Genomic DNA, 23749 nt, shown 5'->3' on the forward strand with positions numbered 1-23749 from the left:
CCCATGCTGTACAAACGCAATCCACAGTTGAATAAAAACGGCGAACTCATTCACTTGTTATCCACCGAAGGTTTGTCACGTGAGACCCTCACTCATATTTTGGATACTGCCACGCAGTTTGTTTCGCTGAGCGACCGTGATGTCAAAAAAGTACCTCTTTTGAGAGGTAAGTCGGTCTTTAATCTTTTTTTTGAAAACAGCACCCGTACCCGCACCACGTTTGAAATTGCCGCCAAAAGACTCAGTGCGGATGTGTTTAATCTGGATATCGCCCGGTCTTCAGCCAGCAAGGGCGAGACCTTGCTCGACACCATTGCCAACTTGAGTGCGATGGCTGCTGATATTTTTGTGGTTCGCCACGGCGAGTCTGGTGCACCTTACCTGATTGCAGAGCATGTTGCCCCCCATGTACACGTTGTCAATGCGGGAGATGGTCGCCATGCACATCCCACACAAGGTTTGTTAGATGCCTACACCATTCGTCACTTTAAAAAGGACTTCTCTAACCTTCGTGTGGCGATAGTAGGGGATGTTTTGCATTCTCGCGTGGCGCGTTCAGATATTCATGCATTCACTACTTTAGGTTGTGCTGAGGTCCGCGTGGTGGGGCCACGCACATTGATACCTTCAGACCTCTCCCAACTTGGTGTCAAGGTTTTTTACAATCTTGAAGAAGGCATTCGTGATTGTGATGTGGTCATTGCCTTGCGTTTACAAAACGAACGCATGAGCGGTGCTTTGCTTCCCTCGAGTCAGGAATACTTCAAAAATTTTGGTTTGACAACCGCTAGGCTGCAAGCTGCTAAACCCGATGCCATCGTTATGCATCCAGGACCCATCAACCGAGGCGTTGAAATTGAATCTGCAGTAGTGGACGGCCCGCAAAGTGTGATTCTGAATCAGGTGACTTTTGGCATTGCTGTGCGTATGGCTGTCATGTCTATCGTTGCAGGGAATGATGCATGAAAATTTTGATTCAAAATGGTCATCTGATTAACCCTGCCAGTGGCTTTGACGCCAATGCAGATCTGGCTATCGCAGACGGCAAAGTGGTGTCCATAGGACCGGTCTCCAAAGATTTCCATCCAGATAAACGTATTGATGCAACCAACTGCTGGGTCATTCCAGGCTTGGTGGACGCCTGCGCTCGCCTTGGCGAACCGGGTCATGAACACGAAGGCATGCTCCAAAGCGAGTTAACTGCCGCGGTAGCCGGCGGTGTCACCAGCGTGGTGTGTTTGCCAGACACCCAGCCTGTGCTTGATGAGCCCGGCTTGGTGGAAATGCTGCAGTTTCGTGCCAAGCGACTGCATCTGGCCAATGTTTACCCACTAGGCGCATTGACCCGCGGTCTTGAAGGCGAGATTTTGACGCCCATGGTTGAATTGACCCAAGCTGGATGTGTGGGTTTTACGCAAGCTGAATATGCTATTTCCAATACCCAGAGCCTCCAACGTGCTATGCAATATGCCTCGACTTTTGGCTATGCTGTTTGGCTCAGAGCGCAAGACAGTTACTTAGGTAAAGGCATCGTCGCCAGCGGCCCATTGGCTACCCGCATGGGCTTGAGTGGTGTATCTGTGGCGGCCGAGACCATTGCGCTGCATACCTATATTGATCTCATGCGCTTGACAGGGGCCCGCGTTCATATCAGCAAACTCTCAAGCGCAGCAGGTGTCGATTTGGTTCGCTCTGCCAAGGCCGAAGGGCTGCCACTGTCTTGTGATGTCAGCATTCACAACCTGCACTTCACCGATGCGGATATTGGCTACTTTGATACGCGAGCTCGATTGACCCCGCCGCTGCGTCAACAACGCGACCGTGAAGCGCTGCAGAAGGGTTTAGCTGATGGCACCATCGATATCTTGGTTTCAGACCACACGCCTGTGGAAGGTGACGCTAAAGCTTTGCCTTTTGCGCAAGCTGAACCGGGTGCCACAGGCTTGGAGTTATTGCTCAGCGCCTGTTTGAAATGGGCGACACATTGTCAGGTAGACAAACTGCGTGCCTTGCAGGTGATTACCAGTACCCCTGCGGCGCTTTTAGGGCTGACTGATCGAGGTGTTTTGACCGTTGGAGCTCCCGCTGATGTGTGCGTGGTTAATCCACAAGCGAGTTGGCAAGTCCTACCTGAAAACCTTCGCAGCCAATGCAAGCACACGCCATTTGCTTTTGATCTCAGTGGCAGCGAAATGACGGCACAGGTTCTTGTCACCTTGGTAGATGGGCGGTTTGCCTACCAAGCCTCTGGCTTGCTTTAAAGCAAGCTGTCAGCCCAAATATTTTGGGCCCAGTTCCATGCGTAGGTGGCTTCCAACGTATTGGCTTCAGCGGAAACACCGCCTGAGCCAGGCACAGTTTTGTAGGTTTTTTCGTCCACATTGAACTGATGTACCGAAGCCACATGAACCACCATGTTGTCACTCACATAGCTGTAGCAGGTGTTGGTGAGGAAAGGCGCTGGGTTGATGTCAAGTCCACTGAGTTGCGCCACGATGGCAGCAGCAGCTACCTTGGCATGCGAGTTTGCCATGTGGCCTGATTTGGGCATCGCAGGAGCGGCCAGCATGGCGTCACCCAAGATATGGATGTCTTTGGCAACCGTCGATTCAAATGTCAAATAGTTCACACCGCACCAACGTTTGTTTGCAGTGGCTAAGCCATTTTGCACAGCAATACTGCCGGCACGCATATCGGGCAAGACGTTCAGTACCTCAGCACGAACCGCTTCTTGGACGTCAAACTTGATGAGACCCATGGATGCATCAACAGCGGTGACTTTGTGATTCGGTCTGAATTCGATGATGTCTTTGTAGTTTTCAGACCAGAATTTTTTGAACAAAGGTCCTTTGGAGGTGACATCTGGGTTGGCATCCAAGATAAGCACTTTGGATTTGGGCTTGGCTTGCTTGAAGTAATGTGCCACTTGGCTGGCACGTTCATAGGGACCAGGGGGGCAGCGGTAGGGCGCTTCAGGCACAGTCAAGGCATAGACGCCGCCATCGGGCATATCTTGCAATTGTTTACGCAAAGCAGTGGTTTCTGCACCTGCTTTCCAAGCTTGAAGAATTCGGCCACTGTCGTGTGCCGCTTTAAGACCTTCGATGGTGTCAAACATCATGTCTACGCCGGGTGACAAAACCAACTTGTCATATGACAGTGTGGGGCCATTCGCCAAGCTAATGGTTTTTTTATCTGTATCAATTTTGGTGACGTGGTCTTGCACCAGAGTTACACCATGTTTCTTCACCAAGTTGCTGTAAGGCGTGGTGACGTCACTCAACGTTTTGCTGCCACCAATCACCAAGTTGGACATGGGGCAAGACACAAAACTGGCATTGGGCTCAATCAGGGTGACAGGAATGTTGTAGCCCGACAGCATGCGAATGTATTTGGCGGCAGTCGCACCCCCATAACCTCCACCGATGACGATCACCCGTGCTTTGTTCGCTGTGTTTTGCGCAAACACCGAATGGCCCAAAAGTACAGGAGATGAACCTAATGCCAAGCCCAATTGAAGTAAATGTCTTCTTTGCATTCTGTGCTTTCAGCGAGGCAGGGCGGAAAAATAGTCAGCCATGCTGGCAATTTGCGCATCGCTAAAGCCTTTGCTGAGTTGATGCATGACAGTGGCTTTGCGAGAGCCGTCTTTGAAGGCCTGCATTTGCTGAACAAAGTAATCACGCGGAAGTCCTGCCAAAGGGGGAACTGCCGATTTGTCCACTGTACGGCCTTCGCTACCGTGGCAGTTGGCACACATGGCGGCGTTTGCTCGTTGGTGGAGTTTGTCAGATTCTTGGGCAGATGCAGTACAAGCCCATAAAGATAGAATTAACACAGGTAACAGAGGATAGAAAAAAACATTGAATTTGTGCATAGAGAACTTTCTCAAACAAGGAATTAATATAGCCTTTTTTTGGTTCGTACTCCATTGTGGATTTATGAGCTTGCGTTATTTGCATATTACAAAGTATGAAAAAACTTTTTCTCCTTAGCTTTGTTCTCTGGCAGTCGACGGCATGGTCAGCAGACTTGACGGTTTCAGCCGCCGCCAGTTTGACGCAGGCGTTTCAAGACATTGGCGCTCATTTTGAAAGCCAAAACTCGGGCACCAAAGTGAAATTGAACTTTGGCGCTTCGGGTGCCTTGATGCAGCAGATTGCCAATGGTGCGCCAGTGGACGTGTTTGCCAGCGCAGACACCGACACCATGGACAAAGCTGTTGCCAAAGGTGTGGTGGTAGTTGCTGACGTTAAAGTATTCACCACCAACAAATTGGTGTTGATCGTTCCCATCCAATCCAAAATAACTTTGCAACAACTGGCTGATTTGAAGAAGCCTGACATCAAACGCATTGCCATGGGAACACCGGCCAGTGTGCCTGCCGGTCACTATGCCCTAGGCAGTTTGGAAAAAGCAGGTATATGGAATGAAGTGAAAGACAAGGTCATCAACACCACCAATGTTCGTCAAGCCTTGGACTATGTATCGCGGGACGAAGTAGATACAGGTTTTGTGTATGCCAGTGATGCGCGGTTGATGCAAGACAAAGTTAAAGTGGCCATGCAAGTGACGACGGTCACGCCCATTCAATACCCCATTGCCCAGGTGGTGGGTAGCGCAAACAAGAATTTGTCTGTCAAGTTCATTCAATTTCTTCAATCTCCTTTGGCCCAGACAACACTTAGAAAATATGGTTTTGGTGAGTAAGGCCCAAAGCGACATAATCAAGCTTCATTTTTGACAAAGTTGACCCATGCATTTTCATCGCCGACACTTTTTACTCTCCAGTGCTTTTGCTGCTTGCAATGTGCCGGTCTTTGCCCAGTCTTCTGCTGATCAAAACAGGAAGGATTTTTCACCTGTTGCCGGTCAATGGCGAACTTTTGATGTCACAACCCGCGTCAATATTCTGAATAAAAACGGAGCTACCAAAGTGTGGCTGCCACTGCCGGGCTTGAATACGGCTTGGCAAAGAACCTTATCCAATTCCCATTCAAGCAATGGCAACACCCGTATTCATAAGGATGTGTTTGAAAGCACCTTGATGCTGTTTTCAGAGTTTGATGCCTCTGTCGACAAGCCCTTTGTGGAAATTACCAGCAGAGTGGCAACGCAAAACAGAAATTGGACGCAGGCCGAGCCCTTCAAAGCTGAGCACCCCAATACGCTCAAGCATTACACCCGCTCTACCCAACTCATTCCCACCGATGGCATTGTTCTCACCACCGCCAAGGAAATCACCCATTCTGCCAAGACCGATTTAGACAAAGTGCATTCCATTTACGACTGGGTAGTTCTTAATGCTTGGAGTGAACCCAAGGTCAAGGGCTGCGGCGAGGGTGATGTACAAACCATGTTGGAGACAGGCAATCTGGGCGGTAAATGCGCTGACATCAATGCCTTGTTTGTGGGCTTATGCCGTGCAGTTGGTGTTCCTGCGCGGGATGTCTATGGGATTCGTTTAGCCCCTTCGGCTTTTGGTTACAAAGAACTGTCTGGCAAGGCAGAAAAATTGCAATCAGCGCAACATTGCCGCGCTGAGGTGTATTTGAACGACAAGGGCTGGGTGGCCATGGATCCAGCCGATGTGGCCAAGGTCATGCGGCAAGAAACCCCCGATTGGTTGCGCAGTCCTGAACACCCTGTTGTAAATCCTGTGTACAAAGGACTGTTTGGTGGATGGGAAGGTAACTGGATGGGCTTCAATACCGCCCATGATGTATTGCTTCCGCAGTTCTCTCGCAAGCGAATTTCATTTTTAATGTATCCCGTTGCAGAAGATGAAGAAGGCCGTTTGGATTCGTATTCTCCTGACGACTTTCAGTACCGAATCATGTCGCAAGAGGCGAACCCGCTTGGCTGACACTTAATCGTCAGTGGTGATCTTTAGCTATGCCTTTGATTGGGAGATGAATAAAGAAGAATTCAAATGCAGTGAGGCTACTTTTGTAGAGTAATAAATATTCAAGAATTATTGCTATTGCCACCAGAACATCACGCTACAGAGAGCAAGCTTCAAAGAATTAAGAGGCCATAGGCCTTAATTTCGCTTGATTCGCAATCAAGGCTTCATTGACCAGTGGCATCAATTCTTTGAGCTCGCCATCTGCCAGTGCATCTAGCAAACTCGTCCGCATACGCGGTTCCCAAAATTTACGGATATGGTTGGCGATGCCGTCCAAAGCTTCTTGCCGATCAGGGTAAGCAGAGAAAAACTCACCAATTTGATTGGCCATGTGTACCAGGTTGTCTACGTTCATGCTGTGCTCATGCAGAAATGGGTTGCGAAGTGGTGAAGCGAGTGACGTGGCTATAAGCGGTAAAGGTTTGACCACGTACCAACCCTGCCAGCGCTAAGTTGTGTTGCTCTGCCAATTCGACGGCTAATCTGGTAGGGGCTGACACCGCTGTCAAAGCACCTGCGCCCGCCATCACGGTTTTTTGCACCATCTCGAAACTGGCGCGGCTGGTGATGCAGATAAAGCCTTGCTGCATATCCGTGGAGGCTTTGCTTAAGGCGCCAATCAACTTATCCAAAGCATTGTGTCTGCCAACGTCTTCGCGAAGCAGGGTAATTTCTCCCTGCGAATGAGACCAAGCTGCAGCATGGGTGGCACCTGTTTGCTGTTTCAAGGGTTGCAAGGCTCGCATATGGGCATGGGCACGGTGCATAGCGTCAATATCGATATGCACCTCGGGTGCTTGAGGTAAAGCTAATCTCACTTGATTGAGGCTGTCAGCGCCACACAGGCCACAACCTGTGCGTCCCGCCATGCTGCGTCTGCGTTCTTTGAGCCTCGCCTCGGTTTGCGCAGCAACGTCGAGTTGCAATTCAATGCCATTGGCTTGATGGATGACCTCTACACCATAAAGCTGTGAGGGATGGTCAATCAGTCCTTCTGTTAAGGAAAAACCCAATGCGAAATCTTCCAAATGCACCGGACTGGCCATCATCACAGCATGAGAGATGCCGTTGAACACCAGCGCCACAGGCACCTCTTCAGCCAAGGCTAAATGGTTGCTGTGGCTTTGGTTCATTTGCCCATGACCTCCAAGGCCTCGGTTTTGTGTTGCGCTTTGGCCAGCAAACCGAGTTGGTCTTTGTTAAAGCGCTGGTAGTTTTGTTGCCACTCGGAAGGTTGGCTGACCGCCACCACTTGCACCGCAGTCACTTTGTATTCGGGACAGTTAGTCGCCCAGTCGGAGGCGTCAGTGGTGATAACGTTGGCACCCGACTCGGGGAAGTGGAAGGTGGTGTAGACCACACCAGCTTGCATGCGCTCGCTGATCTCAGCACGCAGTACTGTGCGTCCTGCACGGCTTTCGATGCCCACCCAGTTGTCTTGGCGGATGCCACGTTCTTCGGCATCGTGGGGATGGATTTCCAAGCGGTCTTCGTTGTGCCATAGGTTGTTGTCGGTGCGGCGTGTTTGCGCCCCCACGTTGTACTGCGACAAAATTCGACCTGTGGTTAGCAAGAGCGGAAACTTGCGTGTGACCTTCTCTTGACTGGCCACGTACTGCGTGGGAAAGAACTTTCCCTTGCCACGCATAAAGCCTGTCGTATGCATGATGTCCATGCCTGCGTCTGGCGTGTCGGCATTGCAAGGCCATTGCAAGCTGGTGTGTTCGTCAATCTTGGCGTAACTGACACCCGCAAAGCTGGGCGTGAGTGCTGCAATTTCTTTCATCACTTCTTCGGGATGGCTGTAATGCATCTCGTAGCCCAAAGCCTTGGCAAGCTTGACGGTGACTTCCCAGTCCGCCAAACCTGCGAGAGGCGGCATGGCTTGGCGCACACGTGAGATGCGACGCTCGGCATTGGTGAAGGTGCCGTCTTTTTCCAAGAAGGAAGAACCGGGCAAAAACACATGGGCATATTTAGCCGTTTCATTCAGAAAGATGTCTTGCACCACGATGCATTCCATGGCTGACAGTGCTGCTGCCACGTGTTGCGTGTCGGGGTCGGATTGAACGATGTCCTCGCCTTGGCAATACAGACCCAAGAACGAGCCGTCCATGGCGGCGTCAAACATATTGGGAATACGCAGACCGGGTTCGGGGCTTAAGTGCACACCCCAAGCGCCTTCAAACAAGGTACGGGTGGTGGTGTCAGAGATGTGTCGGTAGCCAGGCAGTTCGTGCGGGAAGCTACCCATGTCACACGCACCTTGCACATTGTTTTGGCCACGCAAAGGGTTCACGCCAACGCCTTCACGACCCACCATGCCGCAGGCCATGGCCAAGTTGGCAATGCCTATCACCATGGTAGAGCCTTGAGAGTGTTCAGTAACGCCCAAGCCGTAATAGATGGCTGAATTGGGGCCAGCGGCATACATACGGGCCGCAGCACGAACCTCGGAAGCAGGAACGCCAGTCACCGATTCAAAGGCTTCAGGCGAATTTTCAGGTTTGACGACGAAGTCACACCATTCCTTGAAGCTCTTGTCGTCGCAGCGCAAGGCTACATAGTCATTTGCGACCAAGCCTTCGGTGACCACTACGTGCGCCAGTGAGTTAATAAGCGCCACATTGGTGCCAGGTTTCAAGGCCAAATGATGCTGTGCCTTCACATGGGGGCTGCTGACCAAATCGATTTTGCGTGGGTCAGCGACGATGAGTTTGGCGCCGCCGCGCAAGCGGCGCTTCATGCGTGAGGCAAACACGGGGTGGGCGTCAGAGGGGTTGGCACCAATGACCAGCATAACGTCCGTGTGTTCCACCGATTTGAAAGTTTGTGTACCTGCGGAGGTGCCAAAAGTTTGACCCAAGCCATAGCCTGTGGGTGAGTGACACACACGAGCGCAAGTGTCCACGTTGTTGGTGCCAAATGCGGCACGTACCAATTTTTGAACCAAATAGGTTTCTTCATTGGTGCAACGAGAAGAGGTGATGCCGCCTACAGAATCTTTGCCGTGTTTGGCTTGGATGCGCTTGAACTCTGAGGCTGCATGGTTGATGGCCTCGTCCCAAGTAACCTCTTGCCATGGGTCGGTGATCTTGGCGCGAATCATGGGTTGGGTGATGCGGTCTTGGTGGGTAGCGTAGCCCCAAGCAAAACGACCCTTTACACATGAATGGCCTTCGTTGGCTTTCCCATCTTTCCAAGGCACCATGCGAACCACGGTGTTGCCCTTCATCTCAGCTTTGAAGCCACAGCCCACGCCGCAATAAGCACAGGTGGTGATAAGGCTGTGCTCGGGTTGGCCGAGTTCGATGATGGATTTTTCTTGCAAGGTAGCCGTAGGGCAAGCTTCAACGCAAGCACCGCACGACACGCATTCGCTGTCCATGAAGGGCTGGTCTTGACCTGGGGACACGCGGCTCTCAAAACCTCGGCCTGAAATAGTGAGGGCGAAGGTGCCCTGGGTTTCTTCGCAAGCACGCACACATCGGTTGCACACAATGCATTTGCTGGCGTCGTAGGTGAAGTAGGGGTTGGATTCGTCTTTTTGGGCGTCGCAGTGGTGAGCGCCTGCGGCTTCGCCCACGCCGTAACGCACATTGCGTAAACCTGTGACACCCGCCATGTCTTGCAATTCGCAGTTGCCATTGGCGCTGCAGGTCAAACAATCCAATGGGTGGTCGGAAATGTACAACTCCATCACGCCTTTGCGCAGGTCTTGCAGCTTGGGGGTTTGGGTATGAACCACCATGCCGGCTTCGGCGGGTGTGGTGCAAGAAGCGGGAAAACCTTTGCGACCATCGATTTCCACCAAACACAAACGGCATGAACCAAACGGCTCCAAGCTGTCGGTGGCGCAGAGTTTGGGCACTTGAATGCCAGCTTGCACGGCTGCTCGCATGAGCGAAGTGCCTTTGGGCACGCTGACGTCATAGCCGTCAATGCTCAGTTGCACAGTTTCAGAAGAGGTACGGGCGGGTGTGCCGTGGTCGCGCTCTTGTTTGAGGTACATCAACATGGTGTTTCCTTAAAGCACTGGGGCTTCTTTGGTTTCCAAACCAAAGTCAGCGGGGTAATGGTTGAGGGCGGACAACACCGGATAAGGTGTCATGCCACCCATGGCGCACAAACTTCCGTGCAACATGGTGTTGCAAAGATCTCGCAGCAAATGCACTTGCTGTTCTTTGTTGCTGGCGCTGCCAATGCGGTCTATGGTTTCCACGCCGCGTGTAGAGCCAATGCGGCAAGGGGTGCATTTGCCGCAACTCTCAATGGCACAAAACTCCATGGCATAGCGGGCCAGCATGGCCATGTTGGCGCTGTCGTCATGCACCACAATGCCGCCGTGCCCCACCACCGCACCCATGGCGGCATAGGCTTCGTAGTCCAAAGGTACATCCCATTGCGATTCGGGAACATAAGCGCCCAAGGGGCCACCAACTTGCACCGCTTTAATGGGCCGACCGCTTCGGCTGCCGCCACCAAAGTCAAACAAGAGTTCACGCAAGTTCAAACCAAATGCACGTTCGACCAAACCGCCTTGCAAAATATTGCCAGCGATTTGAAAGGGCAGGGTGCCGGTGGAGCGGCCCATGCCAAAGTCTTTGTAATAGGCCGCACCTTTGGCTATGATGATGGGCACACTGGCCAAGGTAATGACGTTGTTGATGACCGTGGGTTGGCCAAACAAACCTTCAAGCGCTGGCAAAGGCGGCTTGGCACGGACCACGCCACGCTTGCCTTCAATGCTCTCGAGCATGGCGGTTTCTTCGCCACACACATAGGAGCCAGCAGCTTTGCGAACCTTCAAGACAAACGCTTGGCCGCTGCCCATGACGTTGGCACCTAAATAACCAGCGGACTCAGCCATGGCAATCGCGGTGTTCATGGTGGCAATAGCGTGAGGGTATTCAGAGCGGATGTAGATATAGCCTTGGGTCGCACCTACTGCCAAACCAGCGATGGCCATGCCTTCAATCAGCATGTAGGGGTCACCTTCCATGGTCATGCGGTCTGAGAAGGTGCCTGAGTCGCCTTCATCTGCGTTGCAGACCACGTACTTTTGTGCAGCTGTTGTGCCACGCACGGTACGCCACTTGATGCCAGCAGGAAAAGCAGCACCACCGCGACCACGCAAGCCGGAATCCAACAGCTCTTGCACCACCGCCGCGCCATCCATGGCCAGGGTATTCTTCAAACCCACCCAACCGCCGTGGGCGGCGTAGTCGTCCAGCGACAAAGGGCGGGTGATACCCATGCGAGCAAAGGTCAGTCGTTGTTGCTTGGCCAAATAAGGAATCGCATCAGTTAAACCCAAACCCAAAGCGTGCTTGCCGCCGCTTAAAAAATCAGCATCGAACAAAGAAGGCACATCTTCAAACGCTACAGGTCCATAGGCCATGCGACCTTGGGGTGTGACAACCTCAACCAAGGGTTCCAACCAAAACATGCCACGTGAACTGTTGCGCTGCACATCAATGGACAAACCTCGCGCTGCGGCCTCTTTATGAATAGCGTCAACAACCTCGTCGGCACCGGCAGCCAGCGCAGCCGAATCGCAGGGTACAAACACGGTGATGCTCATGCTGCAGCCTCCAAGGTTTGAACCAAGCAGGTCAGTTTGGCTTGACTGACACGGGCGTGCAACTTGTCGTTGATTTGGACCGCTGGAGAGGAGGCACACAGACCAAGGCAATACACTGGTTCGAGCGAGTACATGCCGTTGGCGCTGGTTTCATGGCCTTTGCAGCCCAGCAGTTTTTCTGCCAAGTCCCACAGCGCTTGACTGCCACAGGACTGGCATGCCTCGGCTCGGCAGACTTGGATAACGTGCTTGCCAGGGGCTGTGCTGCGAAAGTGGTGGTAGTAGGTGATGACGCCATGAACTTCTGCACGCGACAGGTTAAGCCCCTGTGCAATCGAAGGCACACTGCTGGCAGGAATAAACCCGAGCTTGTCCTGAATGTCGTGCAACAAGGGCAACAAGGACCCAGCTTCAGAGGCGTGTTGTTGCACCAGTTGGTCGATAAGGGCCTGCTCAGGCAAAACTTGGGTGGAGTTCATGGCTCAATCAGTTAAAAAATTTACCCACACTCAAAAGTGTGCGGTAGATGCCCCAGATCAGCGGAATGCCGACAGCAGTCCATGCCAAGGCTACCCAAAGGGAATTGGATTGGCTAGCACCACCAAGAGCCGTGCCCACCTCGGATGCACTGGCTTTTTCGTGAGCCAGTTTCTTTTCATGGGCCAGTTCTTCTGCGGTCATGAAGTGTTTGGCGTCTACGGGCTTGATCATCAGGTTGGCAATCAAGCCCACTACCAACATGCCCACCAAAATAAACATGGTTTGGTTGTAGACCTGCTCACGGGGGATGCCCAAGCCGAGTTGATAGTCACGCATGTAATTCACCACCACAGGGCCCAAAATACCCGCAGTGGCCCAAGCAGTCAGTAAACGACCGTGGATAGCGCCCACCATTTGGGTACCAAACAAATCTGCTAAGTAAGCAGGAACCGTGGCAAAACCGCCGCCATACATACTCAAGATGATGCAAAACGCCGCCACAAACAGCATCTTGTTGCCAGCCATGGCACTCGCTGGTACAGAGGCGTACAAAGCACCACCCAGCACAAAGAAAATGATGTAGGTCAGCTTGCGTCCCAGTTTGTCAGACAAACTCGCCCACACAAAACGCCCACCAATGTTGAACAAACTAAGTAAGGCCGTAAAGCCAGCGGCAATCCCTGCTATGGTGGTGAGTTGTGCTTTGTCAAGATCGATAAATTTGGCTTCTATACCCATCAAGGTGCCGCCAAAGACTTCTTGCAACATGGGGCTGGCCATGCCGATCACGCCAATACCGGCTGACACGTTCATGCACAACACCACCCACACCATCCAAAACTGGGGGATGCCCCAGACTTTGCTGACATGCACATGTCCTTGGGTGATCATGGCATTGGCTTGTTGCTGTACGGGAGGTGTCCAGCCAGCAGGTTTCCAACCAGTCGCGGGAATACGGTAACCCAGTGCGCCCGACATCATGAAAACAAAGTACACCAAGGCCATGACCACGAATGTCTGCCAGACACCGACTTCGAGGTCTGTGGCAAAAACTTTCATCAACTCAGCTGCTAAGGGCGAGCCGATCATGGCGCCACCACCAAAACCCATGATGGCCATGCCTGTGGCCATGCCGCGACGGTCGGGGAACCATTTGATCAAGGTGCTGACAGGAGAGATGTAACCCAAACCCAGGCCAATGCCACCAATAAAGCCAGAGCCCAGCAACATCATCCAAAACTGGTGGTAATAAACACCTGCTGCAGAAATGAGCATGCCGCCACACCAGCACAAGGCGCTGACCACCCCTGCTCTGCGCGGGCCCACACGCTCTAGCCAACCGCCCCATAAAGCGGCTGAGCTTCCGAGCAGCACAAAAAACAAGGTGTACATCCAACCAAGTGTGGAGACTTTCCAATCGCAGGTGGTGATGAAAAGTTCTTGGAAGAAGCCAATATCGGGGCCACATTTCATGGCTTCTTTGATGCCCAGCGCTTTAGACAAGGGCAGCCAAAACACCGAAAAGCCATAGGCCATACCAATGCACAAATGAATGGCCAAAGCAGCAGGTGGCACCAACCAGCGGTTAAAGCCTTCAGGTGCAACGATGCGTTCTTTGGACAAAAAATCGGGGGTGTCGTCTACTGTCGTCATGTTGTCTCCATTCTTGGAATAAGTTCTTCGCTAACCCCAAGACTTTACCTGAACATATGCTTTTGAAGCACATGAAAGTCTAGGGAAATCACAGCATTGCATCAATATGGCATTGAAGGTAAGGTAAGCTAGATTCATTCAACACAACTAATATGCTCTGAAGAGCCTATATTTACATGCATAAAGTCTCCATCAAACCTCAATGGACTATCAGCGACGCCAAGGGACAAAACTTGGCTCCAAGGTTGTTAGAACTGCTCTCTGAGGTCCAAGGGCACGGGAGCTTGTCTGGTTCATGCAAAAAAAACGGTGCCTCCTATCGCCATGCATGGAGCTTGATTCGCCAAGGCGAGGAGCAATTGGGCATGCCCTTGCTGAACATGGAGCGCGGCAAAGGCTCAACCTTGACCCCCTTGGCAGAAAAGCTGGTTTGGGCTGGGCACCGCATTTCAGCGCGTTTGACGCCCATGTTGGAGACGTTGGCCTCAGAACTTGAGGGCGAGATTGGGCGGGTACTCTCTGCGGGCAGTGATGCGCTTCGGGTTCATGCCAGCCATGGTTTTGCAGTGGAAAAGCTGATTCAAACCTTGGCCTTGTCGGGCACCCGTGTGGAGCGTAAGTATGTGGGCAGCATCGAAGCGGTAGCCTCTATGTATGAAGGGGCTTGTGAAATTGCAGGCTTTCACATTCCGCAAGGTGAATTTGAAGAAATTGCTTTTAAACACTATGCAAGATGGTTGGTTCCCAAAGAAAGCCGCATCATTCATGTGGCTACGCGCCGACAGGGGTTCATGGTGGCCAGCGGCAACCCCCACAAAATTTACGAGGCGCAAGACCTCACCCGCAAAGGCATTCGCTTTGTCAATCGCCAGCCCAGCAGTGGCACACGGTTTTTGTTGGAATGTTTTTTGAAAAAAGCGCACATAGACCCCACACAAATATCGGGTTACGAACAAGCTGAGTTCACCCATGCGGCGGTAGCAGCATTTGTGGCCAGTGGGATGGCCGATGTGGGCTTTGGCGTGGAAACCCCTGCTAGGCGCTTTAAGCTGGAGTTTTTGCCCTTAGCGACCGAGCGCTATTTTTTACTTTGCAACCAATCCGACTTAGAGCGGCCCCATTTGCAGGCAGTGCTCAAGGTGCTCAATAGCGATGAGTTTCAGTTTGCAGTCAACCAATTGCCTGGCTACACAGCGGCGCACTGCGGGCAGGTGTCCACCATCCATGACGCTTTTGCAGACTTGGCCCCTGCAAAAAAATTCTAAGCAAGCTTTGGCATATTTTTATAGTGATGAACTTTAACGTTCAGGGCTTTCGCGTTGCGTCTTTTTCCATCGCGTCTTGCATCAACTTCATGGGGTCGTCGGCGGGTGCTTCGGCCCCTTCAGTTGGTGCCGTATGCACGGCGGTGGCGTCAGCATCAGCCTGCGTGGCATTCATCATCTCGTTTTGTACCTGCTCCATGTTGAGCGTTTCTTCTTTGTCCAAACCGCTGGAGACGATGCCTGGGAAGGCGATGATGAGTCCCACCATGATGATTTGAATAACCACAAATGGCACAGCGCCCCAGTAGATTTGACCGGTGGTGACGGGCTCAATGGTTTTTTGCGTGGGCTTGTCAAAGTAAGCATTTAAGGGTGCAACGCTGCGTAAGTAAAACAGTGCAAAGCCAAAAGGCGGATGCATAAATGAGGTCTGCATGTTCACACCCAGCAGCACACCAAACCAAATCAAGTCGATGCCTAGCTTTTCAGCGACGGGGCCAAGCAAGGGCACCACAATGAAAGCCAACTCGAAAAAGTCGAGAAAGAAGGCCAGCACAAAGATCAAGATATTGACAACGATCAAGAAACCGAGTTGACCGCCAGGCAAATCGCCCAGCAGGTGTTCTACCCACTTGTGTCCGTCCACCCCTTGAAACACCAAGCTAAAACAGGTAGACCCGATCAAGATAAACACCACAAAGCTGGCCAGCTTGGTGGTAGAGGTCAAGGCCTGACGCAAGAGTGCCCAGCTGAGGCGGCCGCGAGAAACCGCCATGATGATGGCACCCAAAGCACCCATGGCGCCGCCTTCGGTAGGCGTGGCAATACCCAAAAAGATGGTGCCCAAGACTAAGAAGATCAACAACAAGGGAGGAATCAGCACAAAAGTGACGCGCTCAGCCATTCGCGATAGCAAACCCAAGCGAAGGTTTTTATTCAGCACTGCCAAGACAAAGGCCAGCAAAACACCTGCGCACAAGGACACCACGATGGTTTCATCGGTGGGCGGATTCACACCAGTAACGCCTTTGAAGTAAGAGACAACTGTGCCGTAGTTTTGCCCAAGGGTGATGGCGGATGTCGCGCTGACGATGGTGAGAAACAGCAAAGACAGCAAACCCGACTTGCCATTGTCTTCGCGTATGGTTCTGGCTTCCAAAGGAAGTGCTGGCACCCAAGTGGGTTTGAAAATAGCGATCAAAACGACATAGCCCACATACATGACAGTGAGCATGAAGCCAGGGATGAAAGCACCTTTGTACATTTCACCCACGCTGCGCCCCAATTGGTCGGCCAAGATGATGAGAACCAAAGAGGGGGGAATGATTTGCGCCAAGGTACCCGAGGCGGCAATCACGCCCGACGCCAATCTACGGTCATAGCCATAGCGCAGCATGATGGGCAGGGAAATAAGACCCATGGAAATCACCGAGGCAGCCACTACACCGGTGGTGGCTGCAAGCAAAGCGCCGACAAAAATCACGGCAAACGCCAAGCCGCCACGTATGGGGCCAAACAATTGCCCAATGGTGTCGAGCAAGTCTTCAGCCATGCCGCTGCGCTCAAGGATCAACCCCATCAAGGTGAAAAACGGAATGGCCAGCAAGGTGTCGTTTTGCATGATGCCAAAAATACGCAGTGGCAAAGCTTGTAGCAAGGCTTCTGGAAGAACGCCGAGTTCTACCCCGACAAAGCCAAAGAACAAACCACAAGCGCCCAAACTGAAAGCAACGGGAAAGCCCAGTAACAAGAAAAAAATCAGGCCCAAAAACATGATGGGCGCAAGGTTGTTGATGAAGAGTTCCATGGCGTTTCTCTTTGTCTCAGGCTTGTTGTTGGGCTTTGGCTTGAGCCAATTTGCGAATTTCCTCTGCCAAAAGCTCTTCAGCGCTTTTCGCGTCTTTTTTCAAGGTAGGGTCTTCAATCAGACCTTGTAAAAACGCAACTCGCTTGATGAGTTCTGACATGCCCTGCAACCAAAGCAGACCGAAACCCAAGGGCAGCATGGCGTACACCGGCCAGCGGATCAAACCGCCGGCATTGGAAGACATTTCATTGCTGATAAAGCCCTTCAAGAAGAAAGGAACGCCAAACCACAAAATGGCTGTGCACATGGGCAGCAGAAACACGACAAAACCAAAGATATCAATTTGAGTTTGGGTGCGTCTAGAAAAGCGTGAATAAATAACGTCAATCTTGACGTGCTCATTGTTGAGCAAGGTATAGGCAGCAGCGAGTAAAAAAGAGGCTGCGAAAAAATACCATTGAATTTCTAAAAACGCGTTGGAACTGGTGTTGAAGATTTTGCGCACCAAGGCATTGATGGCGCTGACCAGTGTCGCAATCAATATCAACCAAATAACGTATTTGCTTAACCAAGTGTTCAGACGGTCTACGCCGTTTGAAAAACCCATCAGTGCGCCCATGGCAGTCTCCCTCAAAACGAAGGGCGATTGTAGGTGCAAAGATTCAGTGCTTGGGACTCGTTCGTGACAGCTTGCGGTAAAGGGTGGCCCTGCTGATACCAAGGGCTTTGGCAGCCTGCGCCACATTGCCTCGGGACAAATCGATGGCTTTGCGAATCATGGCAGATTGCAATTGGTGCAAAGGGCCTGTGGCGCTGATGTGCGGGGCTTGCTGACAGTTTTGTTCCACAAAAGCCCGTGCTTGAAGATGCAGACCGCTCCATAAAGGCACATCCAAATAATGGTCTTTTGAGGCGGCATCAAACAACAGTGTCCACGGCAAGGCAAAGACATCGCTGGCATGCAAGGGTTTGCCAGGCTGAGGGTAGAGATTTAACATTTCACGTGCCAAGATATTGGCACCGAGTACCTCGCCTTCGCTGCTGAGCAAGACCAAGCCGTCGTTATCGGCGCCCATCAAACGCCCAGGCCAGTTCAAGCGCAACAACAAATCATGCTCATGTCGAAGCAACAAGGCATTGCCGATGGTGCGAGCCGACAGTGCGGCCAAGTGCATCAGTTCTGGACGCTCTGGGGTATTGATGCCGGTGAGGTCAAGCATACCGATACAGTCACCTTGTGGCCCCCAAATGGGTGCGCCAGCGCAACTGTAGACAGAGGTGTCTCGGAAAAAATGCTCGCCACGGTGCAGCCAAACGGGCCGCAGTTCAGTCAATGCCGCGCAAATGGCTGAAGTGCCAACCGACTCTTCAGACAAATCTACGCCGACACGCGCAATCGCATCCACCCTTTTGTCGTGGCGGTCAAAGCTGCCCCCTACATCCAAAACCACGCCTTTGGCGTCTGTCAACAGGGCAAAAAAAGAGGTGCCTGCAATAGCGCGGCACAAGCGCTCAATTTCGGGTTGCGCGGCTTGAACAAAATCACGTTGAAGTTCGAGCGTGCGTGTAATTTGTGAGGCAGAAACCGCATCAAAAGCAACGCTGTAGTCAGGGTGAAGACCATGATCGAGACAACGACGCCAACTGTGTGAAATCCACTCTGGCACCGAAGGACTTCCAATTTCGCCATTGAACATCACTGCAAGCCTTGCTTGCTCTAGCAATGCGAGTCTGTCAGGAGTGCTCACTTCAGTGTTCATGGTGTGTGAACTGTGTGGTATGCGGCTGACAGCGGGCTTACCGAGGCAGCAGCAAACCCACCGTCTTGATGCCCGCAAGCGTTAAGAGCAAAGAGCCAAGCAAGTGCAAACCTGCGGTCGTCAAAGCCAGCATAAAACGCGACTGCATCAACATGGCAACCACTTCAGCGCTGAAAGAGGAGAAAGTGGTGAGTGCACCCAAGAAACCGGTGATGAGCAACAGCCGCCACGCAGGGTCAAGTTCGGGCAAAGCCTGAAACACTGCAACGCACACGCCAATGAGGTAACCGCCAATCAAGTTAGCGTAAAGCGTCCCCCAAGGCAACGTGCCACCAACATTGAACAAAAGCCCAAGTTGCCAGCGAGCCAAAGCGCCAGCGCAGGCTCCAATACAAATAGCGATGACAGCACTCATAAGGTGTTTTATTGATACGAATCCAGCATTATCGATCTATGTTGGGCTGACAGAGGTTGATACAGGCAAAGCGTGGTTTAATTTTCCATATGCAATTTAATCAACATGATCAACGCTGGCAATTTTGGATTGACCGTGGCGGCACCTTCACTGACATCGTAGCGAGAGACCCTCTAGGGAAGTTGCACACCCACAAACTGCTGAGTCAAAACCCTCAGCTGTACTCTGATGCTGCGGTGCAAGGGATTCGAGAGTTACTGGGATTGAAGGTACAAGAAACCGTGCCTGCTGAGCGAATAGCTTGCGTACGCATGGGCACCACCGTGGCTACCAACGCCTTGCTCGAGCGCAAAGGTGAGCCCACGCTGTTGGTGACCACCCGAGGTTTTCGCGATGTGCTTCGCATTGCCTACCAAAATCGCCCTCGGTTGTTTGACAGACATATCGTCTTGCCCGAGATGCTTTACAGCGAAGTCGTTGAGGCTGATGAACGCATGGGAGCGCATGGTGAGGTAGTTCAGGTGCTGGATCAGGCCGCGTTACAGCTAGGCTTATCAGCCGCCTTTAATAAGGGTTTGCGTTCGGTTGCGATAGTGTTTTTACATGGCTACCGTTACAGCGAGCATGAACAACAAGCGGCCGCTCTAGCCAAGGCCGCTGGTTTTACCCAAATCAGTACCTCGCACCAAACCAGCCCGCTGATGAAGATGGTCAGTCGCGGTGACACCACCGTGGTCGATGCGTATTTGTCGCCCATATTGCGTCGCTATGTGGATCAGTTGGCGTTGCAATTACCTGGCGTGCCGTTGCTGTTCATGCAGTCTTCTGGTGGCTTGGTCGACGCCCAAGCGTTTCAAGGAAAAGACGCGATTTTGTCGGGGCCCGCTGGCGGCATCGTGGGCATGGCCAAAACCGCCGACATTGCCTTTGCCCATGGAGACGGTCTACAGGGTAAAGCACAAGTTATTGGCTTTGACATGGGTGGCACCTCCACCGATGTCAGCCATTACGCTGGAGAACTCGAGCGAGAGTTTGATACGCAGGTCGCAGGTGTGCGTTTAAGAGCTCCCATGTTGCATATCCACACGGTGGCTGCTGGTGGCGGATCGCTGTTGCAATTTGACGGATCACGTTTTCGGGTGGGGCCGCAAAGCGCGGGTGCAGACCCAGGGCCGGCTTGCTACCGGCGGGGTGGACCCTTGACGGTTACGGATGCTAATTTGCAGTTGGGTAAATTACAGCCTGCCTACTTTCCTGCGGTTTTTGGCCCTGAGGGCAATCAACCCTTGGATACGCAAGTGGTGGAACAAGGGTTTGCGCATCTAGCGCAGCTCTCGCATAAAACGCCAGAGGAAGTCGCAGAAGGTTTTGTGCATATCGCTGTTCAGCAAATGGCACATGCAGTGCAAAAAATTTCGGTGGCGCGTGGCTATGACGTCACTGGCTATACCTTGCAATGTTTTGGTGGTGCAGGGGGACAACACGCTTGCGCTGTGGCAGATGCACTGGGGATGTCGAAAATTTTGATTCACCCCATGGCTGGTGTGTTGTCTGCCTATGGCATGGGCTTAGCTTCGCAAAGCCTGATCAAAGAGCAAGCCATCGAGCAGATGTTGCAATTGTCCATTTGGCCTGACTTACAAACCACCTTGTTCAATTTGTCCACGCAAGCGCAAGCGGCATTGCGTTCACAAATCACAGGCGGCGGTGACTTGCAAACCCATGAGCGGGTGCATCTGCGCTATGCCGGCAGTGATTCGCCTTTGGTGGTTGCTATGGGTAGCGTGGTCGAGGTGAAGGCCGCGTTTGAGGCTGCGTATTTGCGCCGCTTTGCTTTTGTGATGCCAGATAAGGCCTTGGTGGTTGAGGCGGTGTCGGTGGAAGTGATACTGGCAGGCGAGCAAACGCCTGAAACTGTTCACACTCAGGCGCCTTTGCGAGATATGCAGCCTCACACGCATACGAAAATGTATTTGCAGGGCGCTTGGCAAGAAGCGGCCTTGATTCGCCGAGAAGACATGCAAGCCGGCGACAGCGTGGTTGGCCCGGCGGTGGTTGTCGAGCGACATGCCACCACAGTGATTGAACCCGGCTGGCAAGCCAAGTTGACGGCTCTTAACCACTTGGTATTGCAGCGCATCACTGCGCGCAAAGCATTACATGCCGCTGGCACGTCGGTGGATCCCATCCAATTAGAGGTCTTTAATAACTTGTTCATGAATATCGCAGAGCAAATGGGCTTGCAGTTGCAAAACACGGCGCATTCGGTGAATATCAAAGAGCGTCTTGATTTTTCATGTGCCATATTCAATCTACAAGGTGAGTTGATTGCCAATGCGCCGCACATGCCTGTTCATTTGGGCTCCATGGGAGAGAGCATCAAGACCGTGATTCGAGATAACGCAGGTTGTATGCAAGCCGGCGATGTGTATGTCTTGAACGACCCTTACCATGGTGGAACCCATTTGCCTGATGTGACCGTCATCACGCCGGTTTACTTGGGCGATGCGCTTGAGCCCAATTTTTATGTGGGTTCTCGCGGCCACCATGCAGACATTGGTGGTGTGTCTCCAGGCTCCATGCCACCGTTTTCCACCACCATCGACGAAGAGGGTGTGCAAATCCAAAATTTCAAACTGGTGGAAAAGGGCGTTCTGCATGAGGCGCAGATGTTGGCTTTGCTGCAAAGTGGAACTTACCCTAGCCGCAACCCTGCACAAAACATGGCGGACTTGAAAGCCCAAATTGCAGCGAATGAAAAAGGGGCGCAAGAGTTGCGCCGTATGGTGGCGCATTACGGATTGCCCACTGTGCAAGCCTATATGCAGCATGTGCAAGACAACGCAGAAGAATCTGTCAGACGGGCCATTACCCGTTTGGCAAAGCGTTTTGGGGACGTGACCCGCCACAGCTTTGACTTCCCCCTAGACAATGGCGCTTGCATTAAGGTCAGCGTGAGCATTGACGCCAAAACCCGCAGCGCTGTCGTTGACTTCACGGGTACTTCAGCGCAACAAAGCAATAATTTCAATGCCCCTCGTGCCGTGTGTATGGCAGCAGTGCTTTATGTATTTCGCACCTTGGTGGAAGACGATATCCCTTTGAATGCTGGATGTTTAAAACCTATCAAAGTCATCATCCCTGAGGGCTCCATGCTCAACCCCTTGCCACCTGCCTCGGTGGTGGCGGGTAATGTCGAGACCTCCACTTGCATTACCAATGCCTTGTATGGTGCTTTGGGTGTGATGGCGGGCAGCCAACCCACCATGAATAATTTCACATTTGGTAACGCCACTTACCAATACTACGAAACCATTTCAGGTGGAAGTGGCGCAGGCCCAGTGTTCAACAGCAGCGGTGAGGTGGTGGGTGGTTTCAAGGGAACCGATGTGGTGCAAACCCACATGACGAATTCTCGTTTGACAGATCCAGAAGTGTTGGAATTTCGCTTTCCTGTGCGTTTGCTGTCCTACAGTTTGCGGCAAGGTTCGGGGGGAAGGGGCAAGTACCAAGGCGGTGAAGGCGGTATTCGTCGAATTGAGTTTTTAGAGCCGATGACTGCAGGTATTTTGTCCAATGGTCGTATTTACCCTGCGTTTGGTTTGGCAGGTGGGCCGGCTGGTTTGCCTGGGGTGAATAGAGTCGTCAGGGCTAATGGTGAAGTGCTCATACTGGGGCATATCGACCAAGTACAAATGCAAGTGGGGGATGTGTTTGAAATCCATACCCCTGGGGGCGGCGCATACCTTGGCACTTGACGCTGATGTAAATGTATTGAAAGAACACTGGTACTCGGCCAGCGGTGCTTGCGTGCCCAAGCGTTTTGAAATGGTCAATGACAATTGCAGCGCCGATACCGCTTATCGCTTGGCTTGCGCAGGTACAGCCCTGTTTTGGCAAGGTGACTTTCAGCAAGCACGTCAATTGCTTCAAGCTTTGACGCGCCGCGTGAGCCGCTCACCCGATGGCAAAGCAGCTAGCCTTGGTATGCCTCAAGCCTTTCATGCTTACCGCATGGCGCAAGCGCAGCGTGCTCGTATTTTGTCTATGCTGGTGTTGCAAGTGGAGGGCGACTACCGTATTGCTTTGCGTCGCGCACCTGATGTAAGTGAGGCATTGCGCATTGCATGGGGCGAGGCGATTGGACAAGCTCGGGTGCTGTCGCTGAGAGAGTTGCTAGGTATTGTGAGCGCCTACGAGTGGCACCGCAAAGGCATCACTGTCAATACGTTGAGTGAGGAAGGGTTCGTCATTCATCCGCGGTATGGGGTATTTTCTCCCGTTCGAAGTGAGTACCTTGATCTGATTGCAAAGACACCTTTGCCTTCTACTGCACTGGCTTTTGATATAGGAACTGGTACAGGTGTGATTGCGGCCTTGTTGCTGATGCGCGGTGTCAAACACGTCATCGCCACGGACAACAGTGATATCGCACTAAGCTGTGCACAAGACAATTTGCAGCGCTTAGCCCTGTCTTCACGGGTGCAGTTCCAAATGACTGATGTGTTTCCCCAGGGAAAAGCGAATTTGATTGTGTGCAATCCGCCTTGGTTGCCAGGCAAAGCCACTTCTTTGCTGGAGCAAGCCATTTATGACCCTGACAGCCAGATGGTGCGAACTTTTTTAGCGGGCGTATCGGCGCATTTGGCTCCAGCCGGTGAAGCTTGGTTAGTCGTGTCAGACTTGGCTGAACATTTGCAGCTACGCTCTCGAGAGCAGTTGCTGCAATGGATAGAAGCAGGAGGCTTGCAAGTACTTGGACGAGAAGATATTCGACCACGTCACGCTAAAGTGCAAGACAGTGAGGACGCTTTGCATACGGCTCGAAAGCAAGAGGTGACGTCATTGTGGCGATTGGGTGCGCGGGCCGCATAATC

Annotated in this window: 19 protein-coding genes; 7 read left to right on the forward strand and 12 right to left on the reverse strand. The window is 52.3% G+C overall.

The features are described from left to right. Positions 1–3 precede the first annotated feature (3 nt). Both AC9UEO_RS04240 and AC9UEO_RS04245 read left to right on the forward strand, forming a co-directional pair. Positions 4–966 carry an aspartate carbamoyltransferase catalytic subunit gene (locus AC9UEO_RS04240; protein ID WP_509530309.1) on the forward strand — a complete coding sequence of 321 codons (963 nt, stop codon included), beginning with the start codon at positions 4–6 and terminating at the stop codon, positions 964–966. After that, a complete protein-coding gene (locus AC9UEO_RS04245) occupies positions 963–2261 on the forward strand; it encodes a dihydroorotase (protein ID WP_509530312.1) in 1299 nt (432 codons plus the stop codon). Before AC9UEO_RS04240 ends, AC9UEO_RS04245 begins: the two co-directional genes overlap by 4 nt. Here the strand turns inward: AC9UEO_RS04245 and AC9UEO_RS04250 are convergent. Both AC9UEO_RS04250 and AC9UEO_RS04255 read right to left on the reverse strand, forming a co-directional pair. Continuing rightward, positions 2258–3538 (reverse strand): FCSD flavin-binding domain-containing protein, encoded by a 1281-nt coding sequence (locus AC9UEO_RS04250; RefSeq protein ID WP_509530315.1) that lies wholly within the window; start codon positions 3536–3538, stop codon positions 2258–2260. The genes AC9UEO_RS04245 and AC9UEO_RS04250 overlap by 4 nt on opposite strands. 9 nt (positions 3539–3547) lie before the next feature. Continuing rightward, positions 3548–3838, reverse strand: a complete 291-nt coding sequence (locus AC9UEO_RS04255; RefSeq protein ID WP_509530317.1) for a c-type cytochrome — start codon at positions 3836–3838, stop codon at positions 3548–3550. A gap of 134 nt (positions 3839–3972) precedes the next feature. On the opposite strand from AC9UEO_RS04255, the gene modA reads away from it, so the two are divergent. Next, the gene (gene modA, locus AC9UEO_RS04260; protein WP_509530320.1) at positions 3973–4710 is read left to right on the forward strand and encodes a molybdate ABC transporter substrate-binding protein; all 738 of its coding nucleotides are present in this window, start codon (positions 3973–3975) and stop codon (positions 4708–4710) included. A gap of 46 nt (positions 4711–4756) precedes the next feature. Further along, positions 4757–5866, forward strand: coding sequence for a transglutaminase-like domain-containing protein (locus tag AC9UEO_RS04265; RefSeq protein WP_509530323.1), 1110 nt, complete (start codon positions 4757–4759; stop codon positions 5864–5866). A 160-nt stretch (positions 5867–6026) separates the two neighbouring features. Here AC9UEO_RS04265 and AC9UEO_RS04270 read toward each other — a convergent pair whose 3' ends face one another. Genes AC9UEO_RS04270 through AC9UEO_RS04295 form a run of 6 tightly spaced genes read right to left on the reverse strand, consistent with a single transcriptional unit; the run spans position 6027 to position 13625 of the window. Next, entirely contained in the window at positions 6027–6263 is a 237-nt protein-coding gene (locus tag AC9UEO_RS04270) for a formate dehydrogenase subunit delta (protein WP_509530326.1), read from the reverse strand. Positions 6264–6270: 7 nt separating this feature from the next. Continuing rightward, complete coding sequence (fdhD, locus tag AC9UEO_RS04275) at positions 6271–7041, reverse strand: formate dehydrogenase accessory sulfurtransferase FdhD (RefSeq protein WP_509530329.1); 771 nt, start codon at positions 7039–7041, stop codon at positions 6271–6273. Further along, a complete protein-coding gene (gene fdhF, locus AC9UEO_RS04280; protein ID WP_509530332.1) occupies positions 7038–9926 on the reverse strand; it encodes a formate dehydrogenase subunit alpha in 2889 nt (962 codons plus the stop codon). Before fdhF ends, fdhD begins: the two co-directional genes overlap by 4 nt. A 9-nt stretch (positions 9927–9935) precedes the next feature. Continuing rightward, positions 9936–11492 (reverse strand): formate dehydrogenase beta subunit, encoded by a 1557-nt coding sequence (locus tag AC9UEO_RS04285; RefSeq protein ID WP_509530335.1) that lies wholly within the window; start codon positions 11490–11492, stop codon positions 9936–9938. Beyond that, a complete protein-coding gene (locus AC9UEO_RS04290; RefSeq protein WP_509530337.1) occupies positions 11489–11971 on the reverse strand; it encodes a formate dehydrogenase subunit gamma in 483 nt (160 codons plus the stop codon). The genes AC9UEO_RS04285 and AC9UEO_RS04290 overlap by 4 nt, the downstream gene beginning before the upstream one ends. A 7-nt stretch (positions 11972–11978) precedes the next feature. Beyond that, complete coding sequence (locus AC9UEO_RS04295) at positions 11979–13625, reverse strand: OFA family MFS transporter (protein WP_509530339.1); 1647 nt, start codon at positions 13623–13625, stop codon at positions 11979–11981. A 176-nt stretch (positions 13626–13801) separates the two neighbouring features. Between AC9UEO_RS04295 and AC9UEO_RS04300 the strand changes: the two genes are divergently transcribed. Further along, a complete protein-coding gene (locus tag AC9UEO_RS04300) occupies positions 13802–14890 on the forward strand; it encodes a substrate-binding domain-containing protein (protein ID WP_509530342.1) in 1089 nt (362 codons plus the stop codon). Between the two features lie 40 nt (positions 14891–14930). Here AC9UEO_RS04300 and AC9UEO_RS04305 read toward each other — a convergent pair whose 3' ends face one another. From AC9UEO_RS04305 to crcB, 4 genes are read right to left on the reverse strand one after another with little or no spacing between them, the layout of a single operon-like run. Continuing rightward, the gene (locus AC9UEO_RS04305) at positions 14931–16697 is read right to left on the reverse strand and encodes a TRAP transporter large permease (RefSeq protein ID WP_509530345.1); all 1767 of its coding nucleotides are present in this window, start codon (positions 16695–16697) and stop codon (positions 14931–14933) included. Positions 16698–16713: 16 nt separating this feature from the next. After that, positions 16714–17316, reverse strand: a complete 603-nt coding sequence (locus tag AC9UEO_RS04310; protein ID WP_509530347.1) for a TRAP transporter small permease subunit — start codon at positions 17314–17316, stop codon at positions 16714–16716. Between the two features lie 43 nt (positions 17317–17359). Further along, the gene (locus tag AC9UEO_RS04315) at positions 17360–18457 is read right to left on the reverse strand and encodes a helix-turn-helix domain-containing protein (protein WP_509530349.1); all 1098 of its coding nucleotides are present in this window, start codon (positions 18455–18457) and stop codon (positions 17360–17362) included. A 37-nt stretch (positions 18458–18494) separates the two neighbouring features. Next, positions 18495–18872, reverse strand: coding sequence for a fluoride efflux transporter CrcB (gene crcB, locus AC9UEO_RS04320; protein ID WP_509530351.1), 378 nt, complete (start codon positions 18870–18872; stop codon positions 18495–18497). A gap of 89 nt (positions 18873–18961) precedes the next feature. Here crcB and AC9UEO_RS04325 point away from each other — a divergent pair, with 89 nt between their 5' ends. Together AC9UEO_RS04325 and AC9UEO_RS04330 are read left to right on the forward strand one after the other, a co-directional pair. Next, positions 18962–22630, forward strand: coding sequence for a hydantoinase B/oxoprolinase family protein (locus tag AC9UEO_RS04325; protein WP_509530353.1), 3669 nt, complete (start codon positions 18962–18964; stop codon positions 22628–22630). Next, a complete protein-coding gene (locus tag AC9UEO_RS04330) occupies positions 22602–23747 on the forward strand; it encodes a methyltransferase (protein WP_509530644.1) in 1146 nt (381 codons plus the stop codon). Before AC9UEO_RS04325 ends, AC9UEO_RS04330 begins: the two co-directional genes overlap by 29 nt. Positions 23748–23749 lie beyond the last annotated feature (2 nt).

Origin of the sequence: Limnohabitans sp. (assembly GCF_040401495.1) — a bacterium.
Classification (GTDB): domain Bacteria; phylum Pseudomonadota; class Gammaproteobacteria; order Burkholderiales; family Burkholderiaceae_C; genus Limnohabitans.

Bases quoted from the DNA above. Each gene is read 5' to 3' on its own strand.
- AC9UEO_RS04305 (WP_509530345.1), bottom strand. From the start codon at position 16,697: ATGGAACTCTTCATCAACAACCTTGCGCCCATCATGTTTTTGGGCCTG.
- AC9UEO_RS04265 (WP_509530323.1), top strand. From the start codon at position 4,757: ATGCATTTTCATCGCCGACACTTTTTACTCTCCAGTGCTTTTGCTGCT.
- crcB (WP_509530351.1), bottom strand. From the start codon at position 18,872: ATGAGTGCTGTCATCGCTATTTGTATTGGAGCCTGCGCTGGCGCTTTG.
- AC9UEO_RS04325 (WP_509530353.1), top strand. From the start codon at position 18,962: ATGCAATTTAATCAACATGATCAACGCTGGCAATTTTGGATTGACCGT.
- AC9UEO_RS04315 (WP_509530349.1), bottom strand. From the start codon at position 18,457: ATGAACACTGAAGTGAGCACTCCTGACAGACTCGCATTGCTAGAGCAA.
- AC9UEO_RS04290 (WP_509530337.1), bottom strand. From the start codon at position 11,971: ATGAACTCCACCCAAGTTTTGCCTGAGCAGGCCCTTATCGACCAACTG.
- AC9UEO_RS04310 (WP_509530347.1), bottom strand. From the start codon at position 17,316: ATGGGCGCACTGATGGGTTTTTCAAACGGCGTAGACCGTCTGAACACT.
- AC9UEO_RS04245 (WP_509530312.1), top strand. From the start codon at position 963: ATGAAAATTTTGATTCAAAATGGTCATCTGATTAACCCTGCCAGTGGC.
- fdhD (WP_509530329.1), bottom strand. From the start codon at position 7,041: ATGAACCAAAGCCACAGCAACCATTTAGCCTTGGCTGAAGAGGTGCCT.
- AC9UEO_RS04270 (WP_509530326.1), bottom strand. From the start codon at position 6,263: ATGAACGTAGACAACCTGGTACACATGGCCAATCAAATTGGTGAGTTT.
- modA (WP_509530320.1), top strand. From the start codon at position 3,973: ATGAAAAAACTTTTTCTCCTTAGCTTTGTTCTCTGGCAGTCGACGGCA.
- AC9UEO_RS04295 (WP_509530339.1), bottom strand. From the start codon at position 13,625: ATGACGACAGTAGACGACACCCCCGATTTTTTGTCCAAAGAACGCATC.
- fdhF (WP_509530332.1), bottom strand. From the start codon at position 9,926: ATGTTGATGTACCTCAAACAAGAGCGCGACCACGGCACACCCGCCCGT.
- AC9UEO_RS04285 (WP_509530335.1), bottom strand. From the start codon at position 11,492: ATGAGCATCACCGTGTTTGTACCCTGCGATTCGGCTGCGCTGGCTGCC.
- AC9UEO_RS04240 (WP_509530309.1), top strand. From the start codon at position 4: ATGCTGTACAAACGCAATCCACAGTTGAATAAAAACGGCGAACTCATT.
- AC9UEO_RS04250 (WP_509530315.1), bottom strand. From the start codon at position 3,538: ATGCAAAGAAGACATTTACTTCAATTGGGCTTGGCATTAGGTTCATCT.
- AC9UEO_RS04300 (WP_509530342.1), top strand. From the start codon at position 13,802: ATGCATAAAGTCTCCATCAAACCTCAATGGACTATCAGCGACGCCAAG.